Raw genomic sequence first — 24668 nt, 5'->3', positions numbered from 1 at the left:
ACAGGGCGCCTTCGTCGAGCGGGAAAAACTAGCACAGGGAGGCTGACCGTAGCCGCATCTGACGTCTGCAGCGTCTGGCCCCATGCCCGGCGGTCCTTCGCCGGGGAAGCAGACGCGCGTGGGCCGGCTCAACAGGATCGCGGCCGCCGGCGCGCCTCCGATGGAATCACGCTGCGTCGATCGCCTCGGACAGGCGCTCCACGGCGATCACCTCCATGCCCTTGACCGAGCCGCCCTTAGGCGCATTGGCCTTCGGCACGATCGCACGCCTGAAACCATGGGTGGCCGCCTCGCGCAGCCGGTCCTCACCATTGGGCACCGGGCGGATCTCGCCGGACAGGCCCACTTCGCCGAAGGCGATTGTCTTCTCGGCCAACGGCCGGTCCTGCAGCGACGACAGCACCGCCAGCAGCACCGGGAGGTCGGCGGCCGTCTCCTGCACGCGGATGCCGCCGACGACATTGACGAACACATCCTGGTCGCCCACCAGCACACCGCCGTGCCGGTGCAGCACCGCCAGCAGCATGGCAAGACGGTTCTGCTCCAGGCCTACGGCGACACGGCGCGGGTTCGACAGCGGCGACGCATCGACCAGCGCCTGTACCTCCACCAGCAGTGGACGGGTTCCTTCGCGGGTCACCATCACGCAGCTGCCGGGCTGGTGCGTACTTCCACCGGACAGGAAGATGGCCGACGGATTGGAGACCTCCTTCAGGCCCTTGTCGCCCATGGCGAACACGCCCAGCTCGTTGACCGCGCCGAAACGGTTCTTGAACGCACGCAGCAGCCGGAAGCGGCTGCCGCTTTCACCTTCGAAGTACAGCACCGCATCGACCATGTGTTCCAGCACACGCGGGCCGGCGATGCCACCTTCCTTGGTGACGTGGCCGACCAGGAACACGGCGGTGCCGGTTTCCTTGGCGAAACGCACCAGCCGTGCGGCACTCTCGCGCACCTGGCTGACCGACCCCGGTGCGGCGGTCAGGCTTTCCGTCCACAGCGTCTGCACCGAGTCGGCCACGATCAGGCGCGGGCCGGCCTTGGCCGCGTGCTGGAGGATCGACTCGACGCCGGTTTCAGCGAGCGCGTTGACGCCATCCAGGGGCAGTTCCAGCCGATGCGCGCGACCGGCCACCTGGGCCAAAGACTCCTCGCCGGTGACGTAGAGCACCGGCAGCTCGGCCGCCATCCTGGCGACCGCCTGCAGCAGCAGGGTCGACTTGCCGATGCCGGGATCGCCGCCGACCAGCACCACCGCCCCCTCCACCAGGCCGCCGCCGAGCACGCGGTCGAACTCGCCGATGCCGGTGCTGACCCGGCGATGCTCGGTCTGCTCCACGTCCTTCAGGGCGGTGATCTTCGGCGGATCGACCTTGCCCGCCCAGCCGGCCCGCCGCGATGCCGGCGCCTTGGCCGCCGCCGCGCTTTCCAGGACGATTTCCGACAGCGAATTCCAGGCATTGCACTCGGTGCACTGGCCCTGCCATTTGCTGTACTCGGCGCCGCATTCATTGCAGACGTAGGCGGTGCGGGCTTTTGCCATCTGGGAATTTCCTGCGGCGGGGACGGGCGTGGCAGGATAGCCGAGCCCGGTCGCAGGTGCTGCGACCGCTCAAGTACCGCCCACCTGCGCCGATAGGGGTCGCGGGCGTGCGCCTTGCGGGCGCCCCTCCCTTTCCCACTGGATTCAACATGACTGGAAGTTACAGTCAGAGCCTGGTCGCCATCTCTCTGCTGGTGGCCATTCTTGCTTCGTACACGGCCCTGGACATGGCCGGGCGTGTCGCCAGCGCGCAGGGACGCGTCGCCCGCTGGTGGCTGGCTGGTGGCGCCGCCGCGATGGGCCTGGGCATCTGGTCGATGCACTTCATCGGCATGCTGGCGTTCGATCTGCCGATCCCGATCGGTTACGACCTGGCCATCACCCTCTACTCCCTGGCGGTGTCGATCGCCGCATCGGCCTATGCGCTGTGGCTGGTCTCCCGCCCCAGCCTGCCGCGACGGCGGCTGCTGGCCGGTGCGGTGCTGATGGGCACCGGCATCGCCGCCATGCATTACCTGGGCATGGCCGCCATGCGCATGCAGCCCGGCATCGACTACCACCCAGGATGGTTCGCGACATCGATCGTGGTGGCCATCGGCGCAGCCGGCGCTGCGCTGTGGATCGCCTTCCGCCTGCGCACCGAGCAGCGCAACACGCTGCGCCTGCGCCTGCTCGCCTCGCTGGTGATGGGGCTGGCCATCGTCGGCATGCATTACACCGGCATGGCGGCCGCACGCTTTGCGGACGGCAGCATCTGCGGTGCCGTGGTCAGTGGCGGCATCGATGCCCGCTGGCTGGCGGTACTGGTCATCGTCACCACCGTGGCGACGCTTGGCATTGCGCTGGTGGCCTCCCTGTTCGATCGCCAGATGCGGGTCCGTACCGGGCTGCTGGCCGATTCGCTGGCGCACGCCAACAACCGGCTGATCCAGGCCGCGCTGCACGACCCGCTGACCCAGCTGCCCAACCGCATGCTGCTGCAGGACCGCATCGAACAGGCCATCGAGAAAGCCTGCCGGCACCAGCACGCGGTGGCCGTGATGTTCTGCGATCTTGACGGATTCAAGGCGGTCAACGACGCCTACGGTCATCAACTGGGTGATCGCCTGCTGGTCGCCGTCGCGCAACGCATCGGCGGCCTGCTGCGACCGCAGGACACCTTCGCGCGCCTGGGCGGGGACGAATTCGTGATCGTGCTGGCGATCGACATCCCGGATGACGCCGTGGTCGTCGCAGAGCGCATCATCGCCGCGGCCAGCGAGCCTTTCATTCTCGACGCGGCCGAGCTGCAGGTCAGCGCCAGCCTCGGCATCGCCCTGTACCCGGACGACGCCGGCAACGAACGCGAGCTGATGGCCCACGCCGATGCAGCCATGTACCACACCAAGGACACTGGCCGGAACGGCTACACGTTCTTCACTCCCTCGATGCAGCTCAGTGCAAACCGCCAGCTGCGGCTGCTGCAGGATCTGCGCAAGGCCATCGCCCGGGACGAACTGGTGCTGCACTACCAGCCGAAATTTCCCGCCGCCGATGCCCCCGCCAGCGGCGCCGAAGCGCTGCTGCGCTGGCAGCACCCGGAACTGGGCCTGCTGGCACCGGACGTGTTCATCCCGATCGCCGAGCGCAGCGGGCTGATCCTGCCGATCGGTGACTGGGTGCTGGATCGCGCCTGCGCCCAGCTGCGTGCGTGGCATGATGCCGGCCATCGCGGCTGGACGATGGCGGTCAACCTGTCTCCCCTGCAGTTCGCCTCGCCGACGCTGCTGGCCAGCGTGCGTGCGGCGCTGGAACGACACGCCATCGATCCGCCTCTGCTGACGCTTGAGATCACCGAAACGACTGCGATGAAGAATGTCGACGCGAGCCTGGCGATTCTCAACGATCTCACCGCGATGGGCGTGCACATCGCCATCGACGATTTCGGCACCGGCTATTCCAGCCTGCTCTACCTCAAGCGCATGCCGGCCACCGAGCTGAAGATCGACCGGGCCTTCGTGCACGACCTGGAACGCAATGCCGAAGACGCCGCGATCGTCTCCTCGATCATCGCCCTGGGCCGTACGCTGCAGTTGCAGGTGGTGGCCGAGGGCGTGGAGACCCAGGCCCAGCGCGAGTACCTGAGCGAACTGGGCTGCGACCAGCTGCAGGGCTACCACCTGGGTCGGCCGATGGATGCCGAGGAGTTCCTGCGCAAGGTGGGGTGAGGCTGCGCAAGGTGGGGTGAGGCCCGGCGTGCGAGTTCGGAGCCCTCGCCTGCGACATGGGATCCGACCCCATCCACCCGACAACAGAAAGGCCGCCCGGGGGCGGCCTTTCTGCGTGGCAACGTCGCGGGGACGTCAGTGCATCATATGCACGTTCATGTTGTGCATGACCCACAGGGTGCCGACCACGATGATGCCGATCACCACGATGGTGAAGGCAGCAGCGTTGACGTTCCAGCGGCTCTCCGAGGAGCGGTCCAGGTGCAGGAAGAACACCAGGTGGACCAGCATCTGCAGCACGGCGGTGATCGCGATCACCACACCGTTGACGGTGCGGGAGAAGTCGCCCGACATCACCATCCAGAACGGGATGACGGTCAGCACCACTGCCAGCACGAAGCCGATCAGGTACGACTTCACGCTGCCGTGGCTTTCGCCACCGGTGCCATGATCGTGTGCGTGGTTGTCATGTGCCATTACAGCGCTCCATTGAGGTAGACGACGGAGAACACGCCGATCCAGATCAGGTCCAGGAAGTGCCAGAACAGGCTCAGGCACGCCATGCGGGTCTTGTTGGTCGGGGTCAGGCCGTACTTCTTCAGCTGCACGAACATCACCAGCAGCCACAGCAGGCCGGCGCTGACGTGCAGGCCGTGGGTACCGACCAGGGCGAAGAACGCCGACAGGAAGGCACTGCGGTCCGGACCATAGCCCTGGTGGATCAGGTGCTGGAATTCCCACACTTCCATGCACATGAAGCCGAAGCCCAGCAGCCAGGTGATTGCCAGCCACAGGTACATCTGACCCACCTGCTTGCGGTGCAGGGCGATCATGCCCAGACCGAAGGTCAGCGAGGAGGTCAGCAGCAGCGCGGTTTCCCAGGCCACGAACGACAGTTCGAACAGGTCCTTCGGACCGGGGCCACCATCGGTGCCGCCGGCCAGCACCACATAGGTGGCGAACAGCGACGCGAAGATGAGGCAGTCGCTCATCAGGTACACCCAGAAACCGAAGACGGTGTTGCCGCCGGTGTCGTGATGCTCGTGGTCGTCATGGCCATGGGCCGCCGCATGCGCGGCGTGCCCGTGGCTCAGGGTCGAGGTATTGGTGCTCATGCCTTCAGCTCCGACTTCACCAGGCCCTGGGCTTCCAGGTGCTTGCGGTGTTCGTTCTCGATGCGTTCCACCTCGGCGGCCGGGACCCAGTAGTCCACGTCCTGGTCGAAGGTGCGGTAGATGAACGTGGCGATCATGCCGACGAAGCCGACGATGGCCAGCCACCAGATGTGCCAGATCATCGCGAAGCCGAACACCAGGCTGAAGGCACCTATGACAACACCCGTGCCGGTATTGCGCGGCATGTGGATGTCGGTGTACTTCGCCGGCTTCGGCCAGGCCTCACCGCGCTGCTTGCGCTCCCAGAAATCGTCCAGCTCGGTGACGTCCGGCAGCGTGGCGAAGTTGTAGAACGCCGGCGGCGAAGAGGTTTCCCACTCCAGCGTACGGGCATCCCACGGATCGCCGGTCAGGTCGACGGTCTTCTTGCGGTCGCGGATCGACACGGCCACCTGGATGATCTGGCACAGGATGCCGGCACCGACGATGAAGGCACCTGCAGCAGCAACCAGCAGCAGCGGCTCATAGGCCGGATTGACCGTGCTCTGCAGGCGACGGGTCATGCCCATGAAGCCCAGCACGTACATCGGCATGAAGGTCACGTAGAAGCCGATGAACCAGCACCAGAACGCGCACTTGCCCCAGAACTCGTTGAGGCGGAAGCCGAACATCTTCGGCCACCAGTAGGTGATGCCCGCGAACATGCCGAACACCACGCCGCCGATGATCACGTTATGGAAGTGCGCGATCAGGAACAGGCTGTTGTGCAGCACGAAATCGATGGCCGGGATGGCCAGCATCACGCCGGTCATGCCGCCGATGGTGAAGGTGACCATGAAGCCGATCGTCCACAGCACCGGCGTGGTGAACTGCACGCGGCCGCGGAACATGGTGAACAGCCAGTTGAAGATCTTCACGCCCGTGGGAATGGAGATGATCATCGTCGTGATGCCGAAGAAGGCATTGACGTTGGCACCCGAACCCATGGTGAAGAAGTGGTGCAGCCACACGATGAACGACAGCACGCCGATGCAGGCGGTGGCGTAGACCATGCCCTTGTAACCGAACAGGGCCTTGCGCGAATACGTGGCGATCACTTCCGAGAACACGCCGAACGCCGGCAGGACCAGGATGTACACCTCCGGGTGGCCCCAGATCCAGATCAGGTTGATGTACAGCATGGCGTTGCCGCCACCGTCATTGGTGAAGAAGTGCGTACCCAGGTAACGGTCCAGGGTCAGCAGCACCAGGGTGATGGTCAGCACCGGGAAGGCAGCGACGATCAGCACGTTGGTCACCAGGGCGGTCCAGGTGAACACCGGCATCTGCATCAGCTTCATGCTCGGCGTGCGCATCTTGAGGATGGTGATGAAGAAGTTGATACCACTCAGCGTGGTACCCAGACCCGCCACCTGTAGACCCCAGATGTAGTAGTCCATGCCTACGCTTGGACTGTATTCGATCCCCGACAAGGGCGGGAATGCCAGCCAGCCGGTGGCGGCGAACTCACCGATCCACAGCGACAGCATGATCAGCACCGCACCGGCGACGAACAGCCAGAAGCTGAGCGAGTTGACGAACGGGAACGCGACGTCGCGCGCACCGATCTGCAGCGGCACGGCCAGATTCATCAGGCCGGTGATCAACGGCATCGCCACGAAGAAGATCATGATTACGCCGTGGGCGGTGAAGATCTGGTCGTAGTGGTGCGGCGGCAGGTAACCCTCGGAGCCACCGACGGCGATGGCCTGCTGGGTGCGCATCATGATCGCGTCGGAGAAACCGCGCAGCAGCATGACGAAGGCGACGATGAGGTACATCACGCCGATCTTCTTGTGATCCACCGAGGTGAACCACTCCTTCCACAGATAGCCCCACAGCTTGAACTTGGTGATCAGGGCGACGACGCCCAGGCCACCCAGCACCGCACCGACCAGTGTGGTCAGCACGATCGGATCGTGGGGGATCGACTCAAGAGAGAGTTTTCCCAGCATGTTCATTCTCCCGAGCCCGCATGACCGGCGTGGCCGGCGTGCTCGTGTTCAGTGGCATCCAGGTTTTCCCCGGACTCCTTGGACTTGTGCTCTTCGCTCGGGGCGTGGCCTTCGTGCCCTTCATGGCTGGCAGCATCGGCGGCAGCGGCGCCCGCATGGGCGTGCTTCATGCCGTAGTGCTTGTTGTCGCCCATGTGCTTGGCGATGACCCAGTCGAACAGGCCCTCCTCGGACCGGCCGTAGTAGGTCACCGGATACCACTCGGCATTGCGCGCTTCACCCAGGGCCTTGAACGAGGCCTTGTCCAGCGTCTGCTCACCGGCGCGGACCTGGTCCAGCCACTGGCGGTACTCGGCATCGGTGACCGAATAGGCAGTGAAGTGCATCTTGGCGAAGCCCGCACCGCTGTAGTGCGAGGACATGCCCGGGAATTCACCGGTTTCGTTGGCGATCAGGTGGAGCTTGGTCTCCATCGCCGCCATCGAATAGATCATGCTGCCCAGGTGCGGGATGAAGAAGGCATTCATCACCGTGTCGGAGGTGATCTTGAAGTTCAGCGGAGTGTTGACCGGGAACTTGATCTCGTTGACGACCGCGATCTTCTCTTCCGGATAGATGAACAGCCACTTCCAGTCCAGCGAGATCGCCTCGATGGTGACCGGCTTGACGTCCGATTCCAGCGGCTTGTACGGATCCAGCGCGTGCGAGGAGCGCCAGGTCAGCACGGCCAGCACCAGCACGATCATGCAGGGGATCGACCACACCACCACCTCGATCGCCGTCGAGTGCGACCACTTCGGCTCGTAACGGGCCTTGGTGTTGGAAGCGCGGTACTTCCACGCGAAGGTCAGGGTCATGATGATGACCGGGATGACGACCAGCAGCATGAGCACGGTGGCCGTGATCAGCAGGGTCTTCTCATCCTGGCCGATCTGGCCCTTCGGACTGAGGATGGCCACGGCATCGCAGCCGGTGAGCATCACCAGCACTGCGAGCAGCAGGCCCGGGCGCAACCAGCGCCCAAGGGTTTTCAACGGAATCATCGGTCGATCCAATTGCGAGGGAATGCCGTTCCCCGTCCTGCCCGCTCCGGCCAAAGCCGGTCCCACCCGTCCGGAGACAGGCAGGGAGGTGGGGTCGAGTCAGCCTTGCAATTTTAGGCCGTCACCCACCATTTAAGAAAGGCATTGACAATGATCCTCCGCAGGAAAGGCCCCATTCTGGCTGCGACACGTTGTCGCACCGTGCGCGCAGTGGGGCGCGGAGCATCGCAGCCGCAGGTGTCGCCACGCCGGAATCCCTCGTTCGGCAAAGTCGAATGAACGCATTCAGGAACTGTGGCATGCTGACGCGCGTGCGATGCTGTCCGTCTACTGGAGATCTCCAATGGGCAAAGTCGATTTCAAGACGCTTGACCGCACCCTGTACCGGGCGCCGACCGGCGACTTCGTCCTGCTCCAAGTGCCCTCCCTGCCGTTCGTGATGGTTGACGGCCGCGGCGACCCCAACACGGCAATCGCCTACGCCGAGGCCGTACGCTGGCTTTACTCCGTCAGCTATGCGTTGAAGTTCGCCCTCAAGGCGGTGGGACAGGACCATGTGGTTGCGCCGCTGGAGGGGCTCTGGAGCGCTGAGGATCCGGGCAGCTTCGTCGCCCGCCGCAAGGACGAATGGACCTGGACCCTGATGATCCGCACCCCGGATGCCGTCGACACGCCGCGGTTCGCTGCAGCAACGGAGAAGGTGAGGGCGAAGCTCGGTGCGCCACCCTCCAGCCTGCGCCTGCAGCGGCTGGAGGAGGGTCTCTGCCTGCAAACGCTGCACGTGGGCCCCTATGAGGATGAAGGCCCGACACTCGCGAGGCTGCACCAGGAGGTGATGCCATCGCTGGGCTACACGTTTGCCGGCCCGCACCATGAGATCTATCTGAGCGACCCACGGAAGACCGCTCCTTCGCGACTCAAGACACTCCTGCGCCAACCTGTGCGGGCGGTAGAGGCGGATCAGCCGCCGGTGGACGTCCCCGCCCGGCGGGCGAGGACGTCCTCCCTGCATCAGAACCGGTAACCCAGCCCCAGCTGCACACCATTCTGCAGCTGGCCGTCGCGGCGCTCGCCCACATAGTCGACCATCACCGACAGCCGCTCGCTGGCCCGGCTGGTCACACCCAGGTTCCAGCTCAGCACCTGTTCGCCCACCGTCTGGCTGTTGCTGCCGAACACCAGATCCGGCGCCGCCGCAAAGCCGGTGCTGTAGCGGGCCTGCGTATCCCCCAGCTCCTTCTGCCACACCACCCGCGCCCGCGGGGTGATGCGCTCGCCGTTGTTGCCCTCGAAGGTCTTGAACAGCTGCAGGCCCGCACCGACCCGGATGCTCTCCAGGCTGCCGCCACGCCCGGCCAGCGCCGCCACGCCCTGCCCTTCGTTGAACCGCGTCGCGGAGGTGCGCGCATAGTCCACCACCGGCAGCAGCGGCTGGATCACCACGCCCTTGCCGCTGGTGAAGGAGAACGCATGTTCCACCCGCGCGGAGATCGCATCGTTGCTGTACTTCGCACGCAGCGGGTCCTGCAGGCCCTCGATGCCGGCGATGCTGCGCCGGGTGTCGTGGCGCAGGTCGGTGTAGCGCACTGCCGCGGACAGATAACCGCGCGCGTAGATCGCGTCCAGATAACCGCCCACATCCAGCGCACGCACGTCGCCGGTGAAGCGGGAGGCGCCACGGGCCTTGGTCGACATGTCCGCGGCCGCCACGCTCACGCCCAGGCCGACACGGTCATCGGCCAGGCGCGCATCGGCACCGACCACGATGCCGCCCACGGTATGGCTCATCCCGGCCACGCCGGCATCGGCATCGATGCGGCCATGGCTGGCGAAGCCACGTGCCCACAGACCGTGGCCACGCTGGCCATCACCGCTGGCCCCCGCACCTGCTGCCGTCGGCTCGACCAGATGCATTGCCAGCTGGTTGAACAGGGTGCCATGGCGCGTGCCCGGCTGTGCCGACATCGACTGCGCGACCTGCGCGGCCAGGCCATCGGCATCGCCACCGGCACTGCGCATCGCCGCCTGATGCTGCTGGACCACGTTGCCGATGCTGCCCAGCAGGGCGTTGTCGGCCAGGCGCAGGGTGGCGTGCGCATCGCCACGCAGCGCACCGGCCTGCTGCGCGACCACGTCGCGGTCGGCAAACTGCAGTGCACCCAGCAGCGGATCCAGCGCCGACGCCGGCTGCGACGCGGCCGTCCTCAATGCCTGGCCGAGGCCCGCGCCCGACGCCACGTTGGCGAACGGAGACACGTCATCGAAAGCCGGATTGGCGACCGCCCAGATGCCGTCACCGGTCTGCACGATGTTGAACGTGAGCAGCGAGTTCTCGCGCGGATGGAACCTGCGCTGTGCCGTGTCGGCACTGGTCAGATCGGCGCTGTAGCCCGAGCCGTCCTGCCGCTCGGCACGGGTGAAGGCGACCTGTCCGGCCTGCAGCTGCGGCACGCTGGCATCGAACTCGCTGTCACTGTCGTTCAACAGCGCGGTGGTCAGCTCGTTGCCTTCCTTGCTGCCATAGATACGTCCCTGTACCAGCGGGATCGAAAGATCCTGGCGGTAGTAGCCCGGTGCGATATCCAGCGCGAGCTTGCCGACCGTGCCGCCGATCAGGAAGCCCGGCGCAGTGGTGGCCGCCCCGTTTCCGCAATAGTAGTAGCTGCCCTGGCTGTCGCAGCGATGGACTTCGAATGCGTCCAGTACAAGGCCCGCCTGGCGCGTTTCCGGCGTGATGTCGAACAGCAGCCGGCCGGCATTGGGATAGGCGAAGCTGACATAGCCGTTGACCGTCAACGTGCCGCCCTGCGGATGAAGATCGCCACCGGCCACCCTCACCCGCGCCACCTGCGGAACATTCCAGGGGAAGTCGGGATAGTCCGGGTCCCCGACATAGGCCGTCGCGCCGATGGTTCCATGCCCCTTCAGTGCGGCCCCTGGATCCAGCGTCACGACGGCCGTGGAGATTCGACCACCGGCCATCGCCACCTCACCTCCACGCCGGACCAGCAGCGTATCGCTGTTGTCCAGTTCGCCGGTCGAGGCGAGGGACAGCGAACCGTCCACGATCGTGCTCCCGGCCTTCAGCAGACCGTCCCTCACATCGACGGCACCGTTGCGTCCTATCACGCTGTTGCCGGTAAGCAGGCTGCTCTGCGCTGTGATGTCCAGCCTCCCCGAGTCCACCCACAGAATCGACGCACCGCTGTCTTCCGTCGCGGACCAGTGGGCGCCTGCGGTGAGTTTGATCACGCCAAAGGCATCGCCGCCGACGACCTTGTCCACATCCACATCGCGCACATAGGAGAACTGCGCGGGATCGAATGCCGGATTGATGTTTCCGCTCACCTGCTTGCCATCGATGATCAGGACATCGTTGGTCGTTGCATAGTCCATCGAGGTCGCCACCCTGTCGCTGAACAGCGTCACGTCCGGATAGGCCGTGCAGCCACCGTCCTCGCTGGTGTCGCGCGTCGGGCAGAAGCGGGTCGCGATGGCCATCGTGGCCGGATCGAAATAGCGCAGGAAGCCGGAGCTTTCCGTCAGTTCGTAGTGGGCCTGGGTGATCCGGCCTTCAATGACGGCAAAGTCCCTGGCGCCAAACATGTCCCGGTAGTACTGGATGTACTTCTCCTGGCCCGGGTACGGCGTGGGAACACCATCCCGGGCTTCGCCATGAATCCCCAGCACGGTCATGTCGTAACCGTCATACACCGGCAGGGCGAAGCGGGTGATCCGACGATTGACACCGGCGACGAACGCATCGGCACACGCCGAGTAGCAACCACCGTCCAGCACGGTATCCAGGCCATTGCGGCGGATGACCTCGCCCATGCCAACGCCACCGCTGGCAGCACCACCGGGTGAATTGCGGAAGACGATCTGGCGGATGGTCCGTCCCTGCCGGTTCGCCGCGCTGAGAATGCGCTCCAAGGTCCTGGGATCGCTGCTCTCGACGCCGCCGGAGTAGTAGATCGTGTCGCCGTTCAGATGGAAGGTGCTTGCCTGCGCATCGAGCGTGGAGAGTCCCGCCATCAGAGCGAACGACATCGCCATGCTCAGCCTGGACCGGGAAGTGAGGGGGGAGATCGACGAGTTCGACATGCGGGTTACCTGTGTTCGAGAGAGTGCCGCCCCGCCAACGCCCCTGTCGATGCAGGGCCACTGGACGTCGCAGTGCCATCCGTCGCGCCTGTGGCCGACGACAGGAAGCACTAACGGCCGAAGGTCGCCCTCACCCCCAGTCGGGCGGCGAATCGCGCCACCTGCCCTCGCATTCCGCCGGGCATGGCCCGGCGCCACCAGACACAAAAAAGCCCCGACCAGGGCCGGGGCTTTTCATCAAACATGGTGCCGGAAACAGGAGTCGAACCTGCGACCAGTTGATTATGATTCTAAATGAACGAATCCTCAGTCGCTGGATGCACGAGTTTGATCAGCGATAGAGCTGACGAAATCGATGATCTCCTCGATCTCGACGCCTCGTTGATTAGGCTCATCGTCCGATCCCAAACCCGTCTCCGAGAGCTCTTGCAGCAATACATCGATCAGCAACTCTCGGTCACGCTCGAGCAGATGTTTGACTCCTTCTTCAGGCAACTTAAAGCTGTGCCTCGCTGCGATTTCGGCCAACAGCGAATTCAGATGGGAGGAGATGGACTGTGTCATTTTACTTCACCCTCGGGTCTCTCAACCCATCACTATTTTTTGGAATCGCAGTTATGACCTTCCCTTCACCATTCAGGACCACCCTCGCATCCTTCCCGGTGTAGGCAGTCTTGCCACCGGCCTGCTCGGCGACCTTCACAGGTTCTTTTACTGCCGATAGTATGGCCCTTGGGGAGACACCTCTGCCCCCATCGCGGGAGATTGCCTGATTCAACCCATGCTTCGTGTAACCAGTGATCTTTCCCGCCAGCGCGCCTGACGTACCCGTAACGCCAGCAGCTCCTGCACCAATTTCGGCTGCAGTGGCAACTGCTGCTGGATTTGCCATCGCAGATAGACCTACCTCTGCCAGCACTGGAGCGGCCAGAACTGCAGTCAATGCAACGCCAATTGCCGGCCCGAGTCTGTCGTTGGGATTCCTTGGCGGTGGAGTCACCGGCTGCCCATTCGTGGCGTCGTTGACTACCTTGAAGGCTGCACCGCTCTCCCGCCCATCAGGATCCGTGAATCTGTAAGGATTGCCGTTCGCATACCGGTACCGGTTGAACTGCCCAATCGGCTGCTCATACGCCGTCACCGGATCCACCGACAGGAACACCCCAAGCTGCGGGTCCATGTACCGCTGCTGCATGTAGCTCAGTCCGGTCGACGAATCGCTCACATGCCCCGTGTACCCAGGCCCATCGCCGACCTGCCCGCCCACCACCGCCCCGTATGGCTCGTAGACATGGCGCTTGATGACGCTGCCGTTGGCATCGCTCTCGGCCACGACCGAGCCGAGGACATCAGTGTGGACGTAGGTGACCGTCTGTGCAGCGGCATCGAACACCAGCGCCACGACGGCAAGCAACAACAACAGACAGATGCGCCTGATCATCCCGGACATGGTGTGCTCTCCGTTCAGAGGGGCGGATCGCCCGGGTTTTCCGGCTTCGGATCCCGCTCAACCGTGGGCTCGAAAGGTGACGACCAGCCTGAGCAGCCAGCGGCATTGCATGCCCGCACTACATAGGGACTGGTGCAGTATGCAATCGAGTAGCTCTCCCCCTGGATCTCGTTGAGTGGCCCGGAATACATCTGGCCATACACGGTCGTGCCATCGCCTGCATGGAGTTCGTACCGCTCCGCACCGCTCGAGGCAGTCCAGCTGACACTGCAGTTTGCGAACTCGCTGTCGTGCGGTCCGGCGTAGTACCAGTGATGATGTGCATAGGTGATCGTAGGGGTCGACGGCGGACGTATCACATTGACCGTCCTTGTCGCAGACCAGGCACTACACCCGCTGCTGTTGCATGCGGACGCGCGATAGGCATAGCTGCCGGGTGCGCCGGGATTCAACGAAGCGCTTGTACCGGAGTGATCGCCAGCTCCCGCCCACGCAGCGCCGTTCACGCTCTGCTGCAAACTGTAGCGTGTCGCGCCGGTCACCGCTGACCAGCTGACCGTATATGCCGCCGTCGCCGAGGCCGGAGCATTGAGCGTTGGAGCGCTCTGAGGCGGGAGCAGAACCGTGACCATGCCAGTGCTGGAATAGCCGCTGCAGCCGCCCGTATTACAGGCTCTTACCCGGAACGAGTAGCTGCCATTAGCCCGTCCGCTGACCGAGATACTGGTACCTGCGCCGCTCAGGATCTGCGACCACGCCCCGGATGTCAGCTCCTCCAGTCGGTACTCGGTTGTCGCGGCAACCGTCGTCCATGTGACAGTAAAACCGCCATTCGTACTGGATGCAGGCACAGCCAAAGCCGGCGCAGCGGATGGAGGCAGGACCACGACCGTTTTGACCGTTGCAGAGTAGTTTCCACAGCCACTGGCGTTGCAGGCCCGGGCGCGGTACTCATATGAACCGCTTGGCTTGCCACTGACTGCCTTGCTGAGTGCGGAAGCATCCTGCACGTTGGCCCATGCTCCTCCCGCAATACGCTCTTCAAGCTGATAGGACGATGCTGTGGGAACCGACAGCCAGCTCACCGTCCAAGCTCCCGAGCTATTGGTAGCGGGAGCCGTTACGGCGGGCGCGGCGGGCACCAGCAGCACGATGATCGCCTTCTCGGCTGACCAGGCGCTACAGCCACCGGCGTTGCAGGCCTGAACCCGATAGCTCCAGGTGCCGGAAGTCTTTCCGGAAACACTGCGCTGCGTCGCTCCTTCCGCCTGCAACTCCTTCCAGGTTCCAGTCCCCAGCCTTTCCTCCAGCCGATACTCCACAGCGCCGGCAACGCTGCTCCAGCTCACAGGGAATGCTCCGGTGGTGCTGTTTCCGGCCAGTGAAATGGTCGGCGCCCCTGCCGGCGGCAGGAGCACCGTGGTCGAAACGATGTTTGACCAGGGTCCACAACCTGCAGAGTTGCATGCGCGCACCTGGTAGCCGTAACTGCCCGTGGCTTTGCCGCTGATCGCCGCGGACGTCCCAGAAGTACTGGCCAGATTGGTCCAGGCCGCCGTCCCAAGCCGCTCCCTGGGTTCGTACAGGACGCTGCCCGCCACTGGCGTCCAGCTTACGGTGAAGGCACCGGAATAGCTGCTGGCAGGCGCAGTGACAGTTGGCGCGGTGTCCGTCGGGTAGATCACGGTCATCGCCTGCGTGGCCGAATAGGGCCCACATCCAGACACATTGCAGGCCCGCGCTCGATAACTGTAGTTACCGGCCGCCCTTCCACTCAATGTGACACTCAGGGCTGCGGCGTCGTGTACAACAACCCACGCTCCGTTGCCGGCCTGTTCCTCGACAACGTAGCGGCTTGCATCCGCCACGGCCGACCAGCTTATGGTGTGGGTGCCACTGAGACCGACCGCTGGCAGCGCCAACGAAGGTGCCACTGCCGGCACCGGAACATGGTTGACGACGACGGAGCCGCTCCAATCCCCGCACCCGCTTCCCTGACAGGCTCGGACTTGATAGTGGCGTGGACCTTTAGCAACCCCCGAGACAGCGAAGGAAAGCGCACTACCTGCGTAGGCGCTGCTCCAGGATGCACCCGAACTGCTGGACGCACGGAGCTCATAACGATTCGCGTTTCCGATCGAACTCCAGCTGACCGTGTAACTTCCGGTTGCTACAGTGGCTGGGGCAGTGAGGACAGGAGCTACAAGAACAACCGCCGTTTCCACCTGCGCAATCAGATGGCTGCCCAGACTCACGTACTCAAGCTCCTTTCCGGTGCGCTTGTTGTGCTGTCGACGCAGCACTCCATCATTGCCGTAGAAGGAGAGGATGTCTCCGGCCGAGGCGTTGTAACTGCCTACTCGTCGCCCGTGAGCATCGTATGCATAGGTCTCGCGGCCGCCAACGTTACGCAGGCGATTGCCGAGATCAAAACGGAACACCTCACCATTCTTCATGGCAAGGTTGCCCTGCACGTCGTAGTCGAGGCCGATGATGGCACTCCCGTCATCCTGATTCACGGTCGTCATGCGGTTACGTGCGTCGTACCAGTAATTGTGCTGCTTGATGCCGCCCAGCTTGGCACTGCGCAGGTTGTCCAGAACGTCGTACGTGAAGCGATAGATTTTGTCGCCACCGAAGGAGGCCGAGCTGGCCTGCGTCAGGCGATCGGAGGCGTCATACTGCATCTGCCGCGACTTGGTTGCTTCGATCGCGTCCGTGATGCTGGCAACGTTGCCGTTCTTGTCGTAGGCGATGCTGGTGTCCAGAACTCCAGAATCGATCGCACGGGACGGCAGTCCGCGAGTGTTCTGGGCCATGCTGTGGGCGATGCCATTGCCGTAGCTGAAAGCCCGCAGCGCGCCATTGGGATAGTAGGCAACGCCGGTGGCAAAGGTCCCAACCCGGGTTGGTTGACCGAGCGCGTTTGGAGCCAGCGCCACCTGCAGACCACTGGGATACTGCAGACTGGCCAAGGCACCATTGGCGTCGTAGCCATAGCCCATCGCCCAGATTCCCGACCCCGACTGCTGCAGGGTTTCGCTGATGATCAATCCTCGCTTGGCGTAGTCATAGGTATTGATGACCTGCCTTCCGTCCGGATTGCCGGTTACCACCTGCGTCGGAAGACCGGCGCCGTTGTATGACCACACCTGGTCACCACTACCGTCGGCGAAGATGAGCTGTTTCAGCCGATTGCGAGCATCGTAGGTGCGATCGACACGGCGGCCTGAGGCTTGCGCTGCAGCCGAATCACAGGTGTTGGTCGCATTCTGAGTCAGCCCGGCCGCGGACCATGCAAGATTTCCGGCTGCGTCGTAGCCCATGGCCGTCGCGCCAGTTTCGGGCTCGACACTCTTGCAGAGCTCCTGCTGGGGGTTGTAAACGTAGGAACGCGTAACCGACACGCCGCTGGTTGCGTTTCGGCGCTTGATGGATGTCGGCTTTCCGAACAGGTCACGCCCGATGTCGGTGAAAGCGCCACCCGGGTGCTCAATTGCTACCGCCTGATCATAGGATGGCGTGTCGTAGACTCGATGCTGGGTAATAGTTGATTGCCCGCGCGCATCAGTGACACGTACACGCATGCCTGACTGATAGGTCGTCAAGGTGGTCAACAGACCCTGTTCGCTATCGATTGAACTTGACGTTGGCCGTCCCAGCGCGTCGAACTCGCTCCACTGACCGGTGCTTGGACTAGCCCCCGCAGCTGGATAAGACTGGAACGTCGTGCGACCCGCATGGTCATACGTGAATCGTTGATAGCGCCCGGTCGCGGAGGGGCTGTTCGCATCCTGCTCAAGGGTCAATGCAGGGCGCCACATCGCATCGAACCACGTCACCTTGTTGCGGTTTCCGGTACTTGTCGTCAGTCGCCAGTGGCCACCCGCCATTCCATGCTCGACAGCGTCGACCCGCTCGAAGACCTGGGTAGTCGGGCTCCACGCCACGGTGTCGCCCACCGCAAATGCCTTGCGTGTCTGCCTGCCCATCGCGTCATAGTCGAAGCTCGTCTGGTAGCCCAGCTCGTTGGTGACCGAGCGTATCCACCCATTGTCGTCGACACTTGCCGACATCGATGTGCCATCCGCGAAGCCTATCGCCTGTGGGATACCGCGCTTCCAGCTACTCAGTGTCGTGCTGTTGCCACGACCATCGGCAAAGCTGGCCACAGTGCCATCAGCATGGTAACTCAGCGTTTGAAGAAGCTTGCCGAACCGCCGCTGTTCGGTAGGCATGGCCTTTGCGTTGTAGACCGTCTGGACTTCAACCAGACCGGTATTGTCGTTGGTCTGACTGGATACCTGGCCAAGGATCCAGGCACTGGTGTCATTGTAGTAGCCGGTAGTATCAGTGCGACTGGCGCCTTGTGAACTGCTCCGCGTAACGCGCGATGGCCGGCCATAGCTGTCAAAGGCGTCCACGTGCCAGGTCATCGTTACGCCATCGCGTCGGATCTGCCGCGTCCGCAGGGGACGGACGAGCGCTGACGTCCCATCGAATCCGCCCCACGCCCAACCGTACCGGTCGGGGAACGGAAATGATGCCGCCTCAGCAGAAGAAACGTAACTGAGTTCCTCCGTCTCCAGCACCACACCAGATGCGGCCACCGTCTTGCGCCCGAGCAGTTTTCCTTCGTTGTGCTCGAAGACGATCCCGTAGGTCTCTTCGATCCAGCTGCCGTCAGGCTGTGTGATCTTCACGACCTTGGTCTGCGGGCAGCTCGTGCACGGAGTTACCGCCCCCTCCCACATCGGCTGGAAATCACCAGAATCGCCATACGTCCACCGCATCTGAGACAGCCCCGGGCCGTCAATGGTCTTCTCGGTCAATGCCAGCAGGTCGGAGTAATAAGGAACACCGAGCACGTGACGCAGAATCCCCTCTCCCGCGGACTCCGGCGCGCAGTAGTGCACAGGGACGCCGGCCCTGTAATGGCGTTGATGATCGAATCTGAAGTTGCCGACGGCACCGGATGGATGCCTGATGCGAAGGCGGTACACCTTCTCACGCAGGGGCGCGACGCCACCGCACCCTTGGCCGGGGTCCTCCGTCCAGTTTTCATAGGCGATGCGATTATTGTCCAGGTGCTCGATCTCCCAAGATGAGCCATCCGGTTGGGTGACCCGCTGCAGTGCAGCCCCCGCATATCCGTAGTTCCACGTACGCCCGTTCGCCGAAGCACTCTGCAGCTTCGAACCGCTGTAGTTCAGTGTGATAAGACGACCGTCGCTACCGGCGATACTGGTCGGATGCCCGCTCGCGTTGTAGCTGATGCTGACACTGTTCCCGAATCGATCTTCGATTCGGCTTGCGAGCAGATAGACCTCCATCCGTGTCTTGATGTATCCGATGGAGGAATCGACCATCATCTGCCCGACGGTACGCTGCGTACCCACATTGAAGGTGTATTTGATTCCATCCTTTGTCTGCAGGATGAAGCCCTCACCTTCATAGCCCGCCACCATGGGCGTGCAGCTCACCGCGTCCAGTTCGTTGGTCGTCCAGCTCCAGTTGTCCGCGCGCCGGGCATCGGGACGGAAGCTGGCAGGAGGACTGCCGATCAGGGACCGGGCACCATGACCCGGTAGATTCACCGAGTAGCCTGACCAGAGGTCGTTGATTCTGAAGGGCAGCTCGGTGTAGGGAATGAAGTTAGCGCTGCAACGTGGAACCTTGGTCGATCCCCGGTATGTCCACCCGTAATCCGCGTCGAAAACACCGGAGATGTACGGGACGTCGATGTTCCAATCGCCCGCACCGCCGTAGATCTCAGGGTCCTGGCCAAGATGCGGTATCGGACGGATGTTGAATCTGCGGGCGAGTGCCACCGGCAACGCGTTGCTGCCCGGCAACGAGATATCGGTTTGCCGGAAGTGCGCGGCCCGATCGAACGCGTTCACCGAGTCCCCGAACAGATCAGACGTGAGGGGGCCAACCAGTTCCGCCGAGCGCAGCTTTTTGTCGTACTCCTGGTAGGGCTGCTGCACCGCCTGCTGCGCCTGTGCCGCGCCTGCCATCCACAGAATCAGGAAAGCCGCGCTGATGGACTCGAGTACCAGGCGACCACTCTTCTTTGCAGCTGTTTCCATCCCTGTCCCCCTAATCCCTTGATCGAGAATTGTGATCCCACTTCCAGACTTCAGTTACGCTGCGCCCGCGGTTGCAAACAGAACCGCACGGCCTTCCCGCTCGCACCGATACGCCCCCGGCCCAGGGTCGGCGTCAGCGCGGGCATGCTTACTCGAAAAATTCTGACCCCGACTCGTGACCCGGACTCCCTGGGTCACGGAGCAAGATTGCACTAACAGATACGGATCGCGAACACCCCAGCGGCGCCGCCAGCTATGTGGTGCCAATAGCGGGAAGATCGAGCAGGCGCTCTCGACGACGGCCGAGCCAACGGCATCGGTAGGATGTACGAGCGCCGTCTGGGCAAGCACGAACGGCGACAGCCGAGGTCAGTCGGCAGCACACAGCGCAGCCAGCGGCCCGCCGCAGCCAGCGTCCGGATTCGATCTTCAAATCCCCTGAAGCGGATCAACACAACGCCTGCAGTTCCCCCGAACCTGCACATCCTTCCAATCCCTGAAAGAGCCTTGAAGCAAGGCTGGGTATTCATAACACAGAACCGGGGCCTGGATGACGGGACTGCAGCATTGACGCCAGAGGCACCAGCCCGCGCGGCAGCCACCGAGCGCCCGGAAGCCTCGGGAGGGGCCGGATCAATCAACAGCAGGAGGCGCTCCCGGGCTGCCAACCAATCCGTATTCCGCCGGGCACTGCCCGACGCTACCAGAGCAGGAAAAAAGCCCCGACCCGGTCCGGGGCACTTCATGCAACGGGTGCCGGAAACAGGAGTCGAACCTGCGACCTACGCATTACGATCGACCTCTCCCAACCAGTCAATTGCGCCGTGCAACCATGTCGACCAAGCGTCATGGTCATGGGCGGAACTTCGTGACCTTATTGCGAAGGCAGTCAGTTAATCCGTCGATGGCCATACGGACACAGGACTGGTCGACCATGAAGCTGAAACTGGCTGTCACCACCAGACCGGAGAAGTAGCTAAAAGTAAACACAGCTTTATTCGTGGATCGAACAAAGCGCGGATCATCTCCCAAGCCGACCTCAAGCACCTGCCCACCTCCATCTTCAGGCTGGAGCGCGCGCGAGAATGATCCACCGTCATCCAGCCAGTCTACAAAAGACTGCCTAAGCCCTTCCAATGCGTCTCGCGCCACGATGACTTGCGGAAGCACAACGCGAAAATCCTCAGTTGCCTCCCGCCCTCCTCTGGCGCTCGATTCCAGTACTCGCCAACCAGCGTGAAGCGACAGACCATTTCGCGATCTGTGCTCTCCACAACTTCACACTCGAGATTCTCCATTCCTCGATTTGAGGGCAGCGACCATCTACGATCAGTCATCGAGACCTCCCTGTTGGATTTCCCTTGGGTCGGCGAGAATACTCCTCGTTTCTATTGACATTTCTTTCTCCGGCATCGTGTGGAGTTCTTCCCCTGCTCGCATGCCCTCCTTGATCACTTCCGGGCCCACGGTCAGGAATCACCGAGTCGGGATCGCTACTTGAAGCGCCTTCATTTCTTCTCGTTTCAGACTGACGCCCACTTGTACTCTCAGGTGAATATGGATCACTCGGGATGAATGGCGATGGCGATCGTCCCGATTCGCCCCTGCTTCCAGGAATAGGCTGCCCATCTCTCCGCCGCCGCACTGTATCCCGGCCTGCGGGACGTTCAGTGGGCCTCGAAGTTGGCCTTCCACTTGGCCCGCTCTCGCGATTCCCCCCGGATGTATCCTCACTGCGCTGGATGTTTCCACCGGGGTGGGGAACCGGGATGGGAAGGATGTAAGGGCCCGGCATCGGAATCGCCTGCCGTCCATCAGGATCAGTGAACTTGTAAGGATTCCCGTTCGCATACCGATACCGATTGAACTACCCAACCGGCTGCTCATACGCCGTCACCGGATCCACCGACAGGAACACACTCAACTGCGGATCCATGTACCGCTGCTGCATGTAACTCAGCCCGGTGGCCGAGTCGCTCACATGCCCCGTATACCCCGGGCCATCCGTGACCTGACCACCGACCACAGCACCGTAAGGCTCGTAGTCATAGCGCTTGGCCACGTTGCCGTTGGCATCGCTCTCGGCCACGACCGAGCCCAGCGCGTCCGTGTGGATGTACGTCACCGTCGTCTGGGCAATTGCGGCTGGCGACACGCCAAGGCCGAGCAGCAGCACGCAGCACAGCCAGGCGCCCAATGCCCCCAGCTTCCGAATTCGATCTTCAAACCCCCTGAAGCGGGTCGACACACCGCCCGCAGTTCCCCCGAACCTGCGCATCCTTCCAATCCCTGAAAGAGCCTTGAAGCAAGGCTGGGTATTCATAGCACAGGAATGACCGGCTGCGGTTGCCACGTCAGGAACTGTGCGAGGAGCCAAGCGCCCGGGAAGCCGGAGGGGCCAGCGGGTCGCGAGGCTCGGAAGCTGCGGGCTGCCAGCCATGGGTTGGCACTGCTGGGAAACTCGCATTCCGCCGGGCATGGCCCGGCGCCACCAGACACAAAAAAGCCCCGACCAGGGCCGGGGCTTTTCATCAAACATGGTGCCGGAAACAGGAGTCGAACCTGCGACCTACGCATCCATCATAGCGAAGGGCTATAGGCCAGTAGCATTGGCTCTATCAGCTTCAAGCCTCCCTCCAGCCGACCTTCGTCCAGTGCTTCTTTGGAGAGCAAGGCGATCTCCAATCCGGCTTCATCCAGCGGTCCAAGTGAAAGCAGCGCCAGCAGGTTCAGTAGATCGAGCCGATCAACATAGCCATTCTCAAACAGCCACCGCACCATGCTCAAGTGTTGCTTGGGCATCTGCCCGGAAAGGACATGATTCCTTGCAATCCACGTTGATGCTCTTGCAAGAGCCCCTACGTCGTGTTGCGAAAGATAGGAAGCAATGTCGGCATCGATAGCCGAGGGCACACTTACTTCGCCCGACCAGTAGCGGTCCAGCAAGCCAGGAGCCAATTCGCTAGCAGATCCGAGAAGCCCTGTCTCCACAATTATGGCCAGAAGCTCGTAGCTATCACCGTTCATGCGCGAAGTCCTGACCGGTCCAATATGGCTATCGGCGAATAGTGAATTTTCATGGGATCTCCTCTGGATTAGATTACGAGAAAATTCCATTTATCAATGCTGCCGACCTACGGGGAGATTACCGGCCAACTTAGGACAGGATGCGAGGCGGTGATTGGATGCGGATCGTCCGCAGCAAACGTGCTCCGCCAGCCTTTGCATCGAAGCCCTCAACCTTGTTCTCCTATCTATACGGGAAACCAGTCAGCCAGCATTTCCCATCAGTGACTGCAGATTTCGGAAGGCCGCGACGCACTCCGGAACACCATCTGACAAGTCGTCGAAGAAGAAGTCTTTGTAGAAAATATCTGGCCAAATAAGAACGTCACCATCGCGAACTTCGATCCGCCAGAAATCCGGAATTGCTCCATCAATTACATCAAATACGCCAATCGGCGCGAAGATAAGATTCCCATAATCATCGACCAGCTGACAGATTAGCGCCCCCGCTCTATACACACTTGAACTACGATGCAAACTGAGCCCATAAACCGTGTACTCTTTTCCACGAGCCACGAACAGTTTCGGCTTCACCTTACCCTCTGCGCCAAGGTCAGCGAGAACGCTCTCCCAATCATCAATAACTTTAACTCGCATGACCTACTTCCCCTCTTCAATCAACTTTGTTTTTGGCTCAACGACTTGTCCACTCGTCTGATTTCGATATGCGTGGGTAGAAAACTGCTGACCATCTGGCGCCTTATGCGATGAGCTCGACACCTTGGTCCAATCTGATGCCTGCCCTCCATGAACAGCGCTAAGGCGCGGCGAGTCCCGTAATCCGACGCTACCATTACCGCCAGCTATGACCCGCCCTTCGCCTGATATCAGCTCGCCAAGCTGCTGCTCGCTGCCAAGTTGCTTATTCAACCTAACTCCATCCGCTATGTTGTCGGCGCCTTTTATCAGCTTCCCAGCCCCATCCCCTACTACGGGGACAAGCCCAACTCCGGAAACAGGAGTCGAACCTACATTTCATCTCAGTCCCGGGTCTGTCGGTCCAGCGATATTTCCGGTTCCGACCATCCTGTCCAGACTCTCCTCAAATACCTCACCATCTTCAATGTAGAGCTGAACTTCGTGGTCGGATGATAGCCGGATGTCCAGTACCCATACTTGCGGCGCACCAGCAAGCGCATCGCACAGATCACCCGTCGACACCTCTAACGGCCTGTTCACCATCCGCTCTCGAAGATGACCCAAGGTCGCTTTTGACTCCGCTCCCGAAGGGACATCCAAATGCGATAGCAGCCAAATATCATTCGTGCTGAAGTTATCTCTTAACGCCTCAACTACCCTGTCTCCCGTGATTGGGAAGTCCCAAGCGTTTACGGTCATGACTATCCGCCTCCGTTAAGCGGCCGCGCGGGTCCGCGTGAAGGAGTGCCCCCGGTAGCACTCGGCTCATAAGGATGTTCGTGCGGGTTCGTATGACTGCCCGGCCGGCCGTGGTCAGTAAAATCAATAGTCTTTACCGGCCTCCCGTGACCGTCGAATTCTCTCGCCTGGTCGTACTTTCCATTTCTACCATCTCGCTGCCCCAGTTGCGTATGCGGGCCAGCCGCATCCGGTTCTGGTGCAGGCTCACCATTGGGCTTAGTGGGTAGTGGTCGGTCGGGGAAACGATTGGGTATTGGCTGCCCGTCTCGCCCCCGCCGCACTGTATCCCGACCTGCGGGACGTTCAGTGGGCCTCGAAGTTGGCCTTCCACTTGGCCCGCTCTCGCGATTCCCCCCGGATGTATCCTCACTGCGCTGGATGTTTCCACCAGGGTTGGGAACCGGGAAGGGAAGGATCTAAGGGGCCGGCATCGGGATCGCCTGCCGTCCATCAGGATCAGTGAACTTGTACGGATTCCCGTTGGCATAGCGATACCGATTGAACTGCCCTACCGGCTGCTCATATGCCGTCACCGGATCCACCGACAGGAACACACCCAACTGCGGATCCATGTACCGCTGCTGCATGTAGCTCAGTCCGGTGGCCGAGTCGCTCACATGCCCGGTATACCCCGGGCCATCCGTGACCTGACCACCGACCACAGCACCGTAAGG

The 24668-nt window shown here is 62.4% G+C and carries 16 protein-coding genes; 2 read left to right on the top strand and 14 right to left on the bottom strand.

The genetic code is table 11. The features are described 5' to 3' along the window. Positions 1 to 166: 166 nt before the first annotated feature. Positions 167 to 1543 (bottom strand): DNA repair protein RadA, encoded by a 1377-nt coding sequence (gene radA, locus ACX9OW_RS00080; protein WP_053518980.1) that lies wholly within the window; start codon positions 1541 to 1543, stop codon positions 167 to 169. 149 nt (positions 1544 to 1692) lie between these two features. On the opposite strand from radA, the gene ACX9OW_RS00075 reads away from it, so the two are divergent. Further along, the gene (locus ACX9OW_RS00075) at positions 1693 to 3750 is read left to right on the top strand and encodes a putative bifunctional diguanylate cyclase/phosphodiesterase (RefSeq protein WP_164150733.1); all 2058 of its coding nucleotides are present in this window, start codon (positions 1693 to 1695) and stop codon (positions 3748 to 3750) included. Positions 3751 to 3885: 135 nt separating this feature from the next. Here the strand turns inward: ACX9OW_RS00075 and cyoD are convergent, their stop codons facing one another. Genes cyoD through cyoA form a run of 4 tightly spaced genes read right to left on the bottom strand, consistent with a single transcriptional unit; the run spans position 3886 to position 7902 of the window. After that, on the bottom strand, positions 3886 to 4227 hold the full coding sequence (gene cyoD / locus ACX9OW_RS00070; RefSeq protein WP_053518984.1) for a cytochrome o ubiquinol oxidase subunit IV: 342 nt from the start codon (positions 4225 to 4227) through the stop codon (positions 3886 to 3888). Beyond that, positions 4227 to 4865, bottom strand: coding sequence for a cytochrome o ubiquinol oxidase subunit III (gene cyoC, locus ACX9OW_RS00065; RefSeq protein WP_065174633.1), 639 nt, complete (start codon positions 4863 to 4865; stop codon positions 4227 to 4229). The genes cyoD and cyoC overlap by 1 nt, the downstream gene beginning before the upstream one ends. Continuing rightward, the gene (cyoB, locus tag ACX9OW_RS00060; RefSeq protein WP_053518988.1) at positions 4862 to 6859 is read right to left on the bottom strand and encodes a cytochrome o ubiquinol oxidase subunit I; all 1998 of its coding nucleotides are present in this window, start codon (positions 6857 to 6859) and stop codon (positions 4862 to 4864) included. The genes cyoC and cyoB overlap by 4 nt, the downstream gene beginning before the upstream one ends. A gap of 2 nt (positions 6860 to 6861) precedes the next feature. Continuing rightward, the gene (cyoA, locus tag ACX9OW_RS00055; RefSeq protein WP_053518989.1) at positions 6862 to 7902 is read right to left on the bottom strand and encodes a ubiquinol oxidase subunit II; all 1041 of its coding nucleotides are present in this window, start codon (positions 7900 to 7902) and stop codon (positions 6862 to 6864) included. Positions 7903 to 8245: 343 nt separating this feature from the next. Here cyoA and ACX9OW_RS00050 point away from each other — a divergent pair, with 343 nt between their 5' ends. Next, the gene (locus tag ACX9OW_RS00050; RefSeq protein ID WP_414487802.1) at positions 8246 to 8926 is read left to right on the top strand and encodes a GyrI-like domain-containing protein; all 681 of its coding nucleotides are present in this window, start codon (positions 8246 to 8248) and stop codon (positions 8924 to 8926) included. On the opposite strand, the gene ACX9OW_RS00045 is transcribed toward ACX9OW_RS00050, so the two are convergent. The 9 genes from ACX9OW_RS00045 to ACX9OW_RS00005 form a co-directional block, all read right to left on the bottom strand. After that, positions 8914 to 11952: an autotransporter domain-containing protein gene (locus ACX9OW_RS00045; RefSeq protein ID WP_459061714.1), complete on the bottom strand. Its 3039-nt coding sequence runs from the start codon at positions 11950 to 11952 to the stop codon at positions 8914 to 8916. The two genes, ACX9OW_RS00050 and ACX9OW_RS00045, sit on opposite strands and share 13 nt — an antisense overlap. Before the next feature lie 360 nt (positions 11953 to 12312). Continuing rightward, entirely contained in the window at positions 12313 to 12570 is a 258-nt protein-coding gene (locus ACX9OW_RS00040; RefSeq protein WP_053520314.1) for a hypothetical protein, read from the bottom strand. A gap of 1 nt (position 12571) precedes the next feature. Next, a complete protein-coding gene (locus tag ACX9OW_RS00035) occupies positions 12572 to 13456 on the bottom strand; it encodes an RHS repeat-associated core domain-containing protein (protein WP_317233208.1) in 885 nt (294 codons plus the stop codon). A 14-nt stretch (positions 13457 to 13470) separates the two neighbouring features. Further along, a complete protein-coding gene (locus tag ACX9OW_RS00030; RefSeq protein ID WP_459061713.1) occupies positions 13471 to 19548 on the bottom strand; it encodes an RHS repeat protein in 6078 nt (2025 codons plus the stop codon). Positions 19549 to 20400: 852 nt separating this feature from the next. Continuing rightward, entirely contained in the window at positions 20401 to 20718 is a 318-nt protein-coding gene (locus ACX9OW_RS00025) for a hypothetical protein (protein WP_346480771.1), read from the bottom strand. A 697-nt stretch (positions 20719 to 21415) separates the two neighbouring features. Beyond that, a complete protein-coding gene (locus tag ACX9OW_RS00020) occupies positions 21416 to 21826 on the bottom strand; it encodes an RHS repeat-associated core domain-containing protein (protein WP_459061712.1) in 411 nt (136 codons plus the stop codon). A 302-nt stretch (positions 21827 to 22128) separates the two neighbouring features. Next, positions 22129 to 22575: a hypothetical protein gene (locus ACX9OW_RS00015; RefSeq protein ID WP_263177819.1), complete on the bottom strand. Its 447-nt coding sequence runs from the start codon at positions 22573 to 22575 to the stop codon at positions 22129 to 22131. A 243-nt stretch (positions 22576 to 22818) separates the two neighbouring features. Beyond that, complete coding sequence (locus ACX9OW_RS00010) at positions 22819 to 23211, bottom strand: hypothetical protein (RefSeq protein ID WP_459061711.1); 393 nt, start codon at positions 23209 to 23211, stop codon at positions 22819 to 22821. A 1199-nt stretch (positions 23212 to 24410) separates the two neighbouring features. Beyond that, a partial coding sequence (locus ACX9OW_RS00005; protein ID WP_459061710.1) for an RHS repeat-associated core domain-containing protein occupies positions 24411 to 24668 on the bottom strand: 258 nt, incomplete at its 5' end.

This window comes from Stenotrophomonas genospecies 5, from assembly GCF_054473825.1.
Note: the sequence above shows the minus strand (reverse complement) of the source record. Positions and strands in the feature narration are given on the sequence as shown.

Bases quoted from the DNA above. Each gene is read 5' to 3' on its own strand.
- radA (WP_053518980.1), bottom strand. From the start codon at position 1,543: ATGGCAAAAGCCCGCACCGCCTACGTCTGCAATGAATGCGGCGCCGAG.
- ACX9OW_RS00075 (WP_164150733.1), top strand. From the start codon at position 1,693: ATGACTGGAAGTTACAGTCAGAGCCTGGTCGCCATCTCTCTGCTGGTG.
- cyoD (WP_053518984.1), bottom strand. From the start codon at position 4,227: ATGGCACATGACAACCACGCACACGATCATGGCACCGGTGGCGAAAGC.
- cyoC (WP_065174633.1), bottom strand. From the start codon at position 4,865: ATGAGCACCAATACCTCGACCCTGAGCCACGGGCACGCCGCGCATGCG.
- cyoB (WP_053518988.1), bottom strand. From the start codon at position 6,859: ATGCTGGGAAAACTCTCTCTTGAGTCGATCCCCCACGATCCGATCGTG.
- cyoA (WP_053518989.1), bottom strand. From the start codon at position 7,902: ATGATTCCGTTGAAAACCCTTGGGCGCTGGTTGCGCCCGGGCCTGCTG.
- ACX9OW_RS00050 (WP_414487802.1), top strand. From the start codon at position 8,246: ATGGGCAAAGTCGATTTCAAGACGCTTGACCGCACCCTGTACCGGGCG.
- ACX9OW_RS00045 (WP_459061714.1), bottom strand. From the start codon at position 11,952: ATGTCGTTCGCTCTGATGGCGGGACTCTCCACGCTCGATGCGCAGGCA.
- ACX9OW_RS00040 (WP_053520314.1), bottom strand. From the start codon at position 12,570: ATGACACAGTCCATCTCCTCCCATCTGAATTCGCTGTTGGCCGAAATC.
- ACX9OW_RS00035 (WP_317233208.1), bottom strand. From the start codon at position 13,456: ATGTCCGGGATGATCAGGCGCATCTGTCTGTTGTTGTTGCTTGCCGTC.
- ACX9OW_RS00030 (WP_459061713.1), bottom strand. From the start codon at position 19,548: ATGGAAACAGCTGCAAAGAAGAGTGGTCGCCTGGTACTCGAGTCCATC.
- ACX9OW_RS00020 (WP_459061712.1), bottom strand. From the start codon at position 21,826: ATGCGCAGGTTCGGGGGAACTGCGGGCGGTGTGTCGACCCGCTTCAGG.
- ACX9OW_RS00015 (WP_263177819.1), bottom strand. From the start codon at position 22,575: ATGAACGGTGATAGCTACGAGCTTCTGGCCATAATTGTGGAGACAGGG.
- ACX9OW_RS00010 (WP_459061711.1), bottom strand. From the start codon at position 23,211: ATGCGAGTTAAAGTTATTGATGATTGGGAGAGCGTTCTCGCTGACCTT.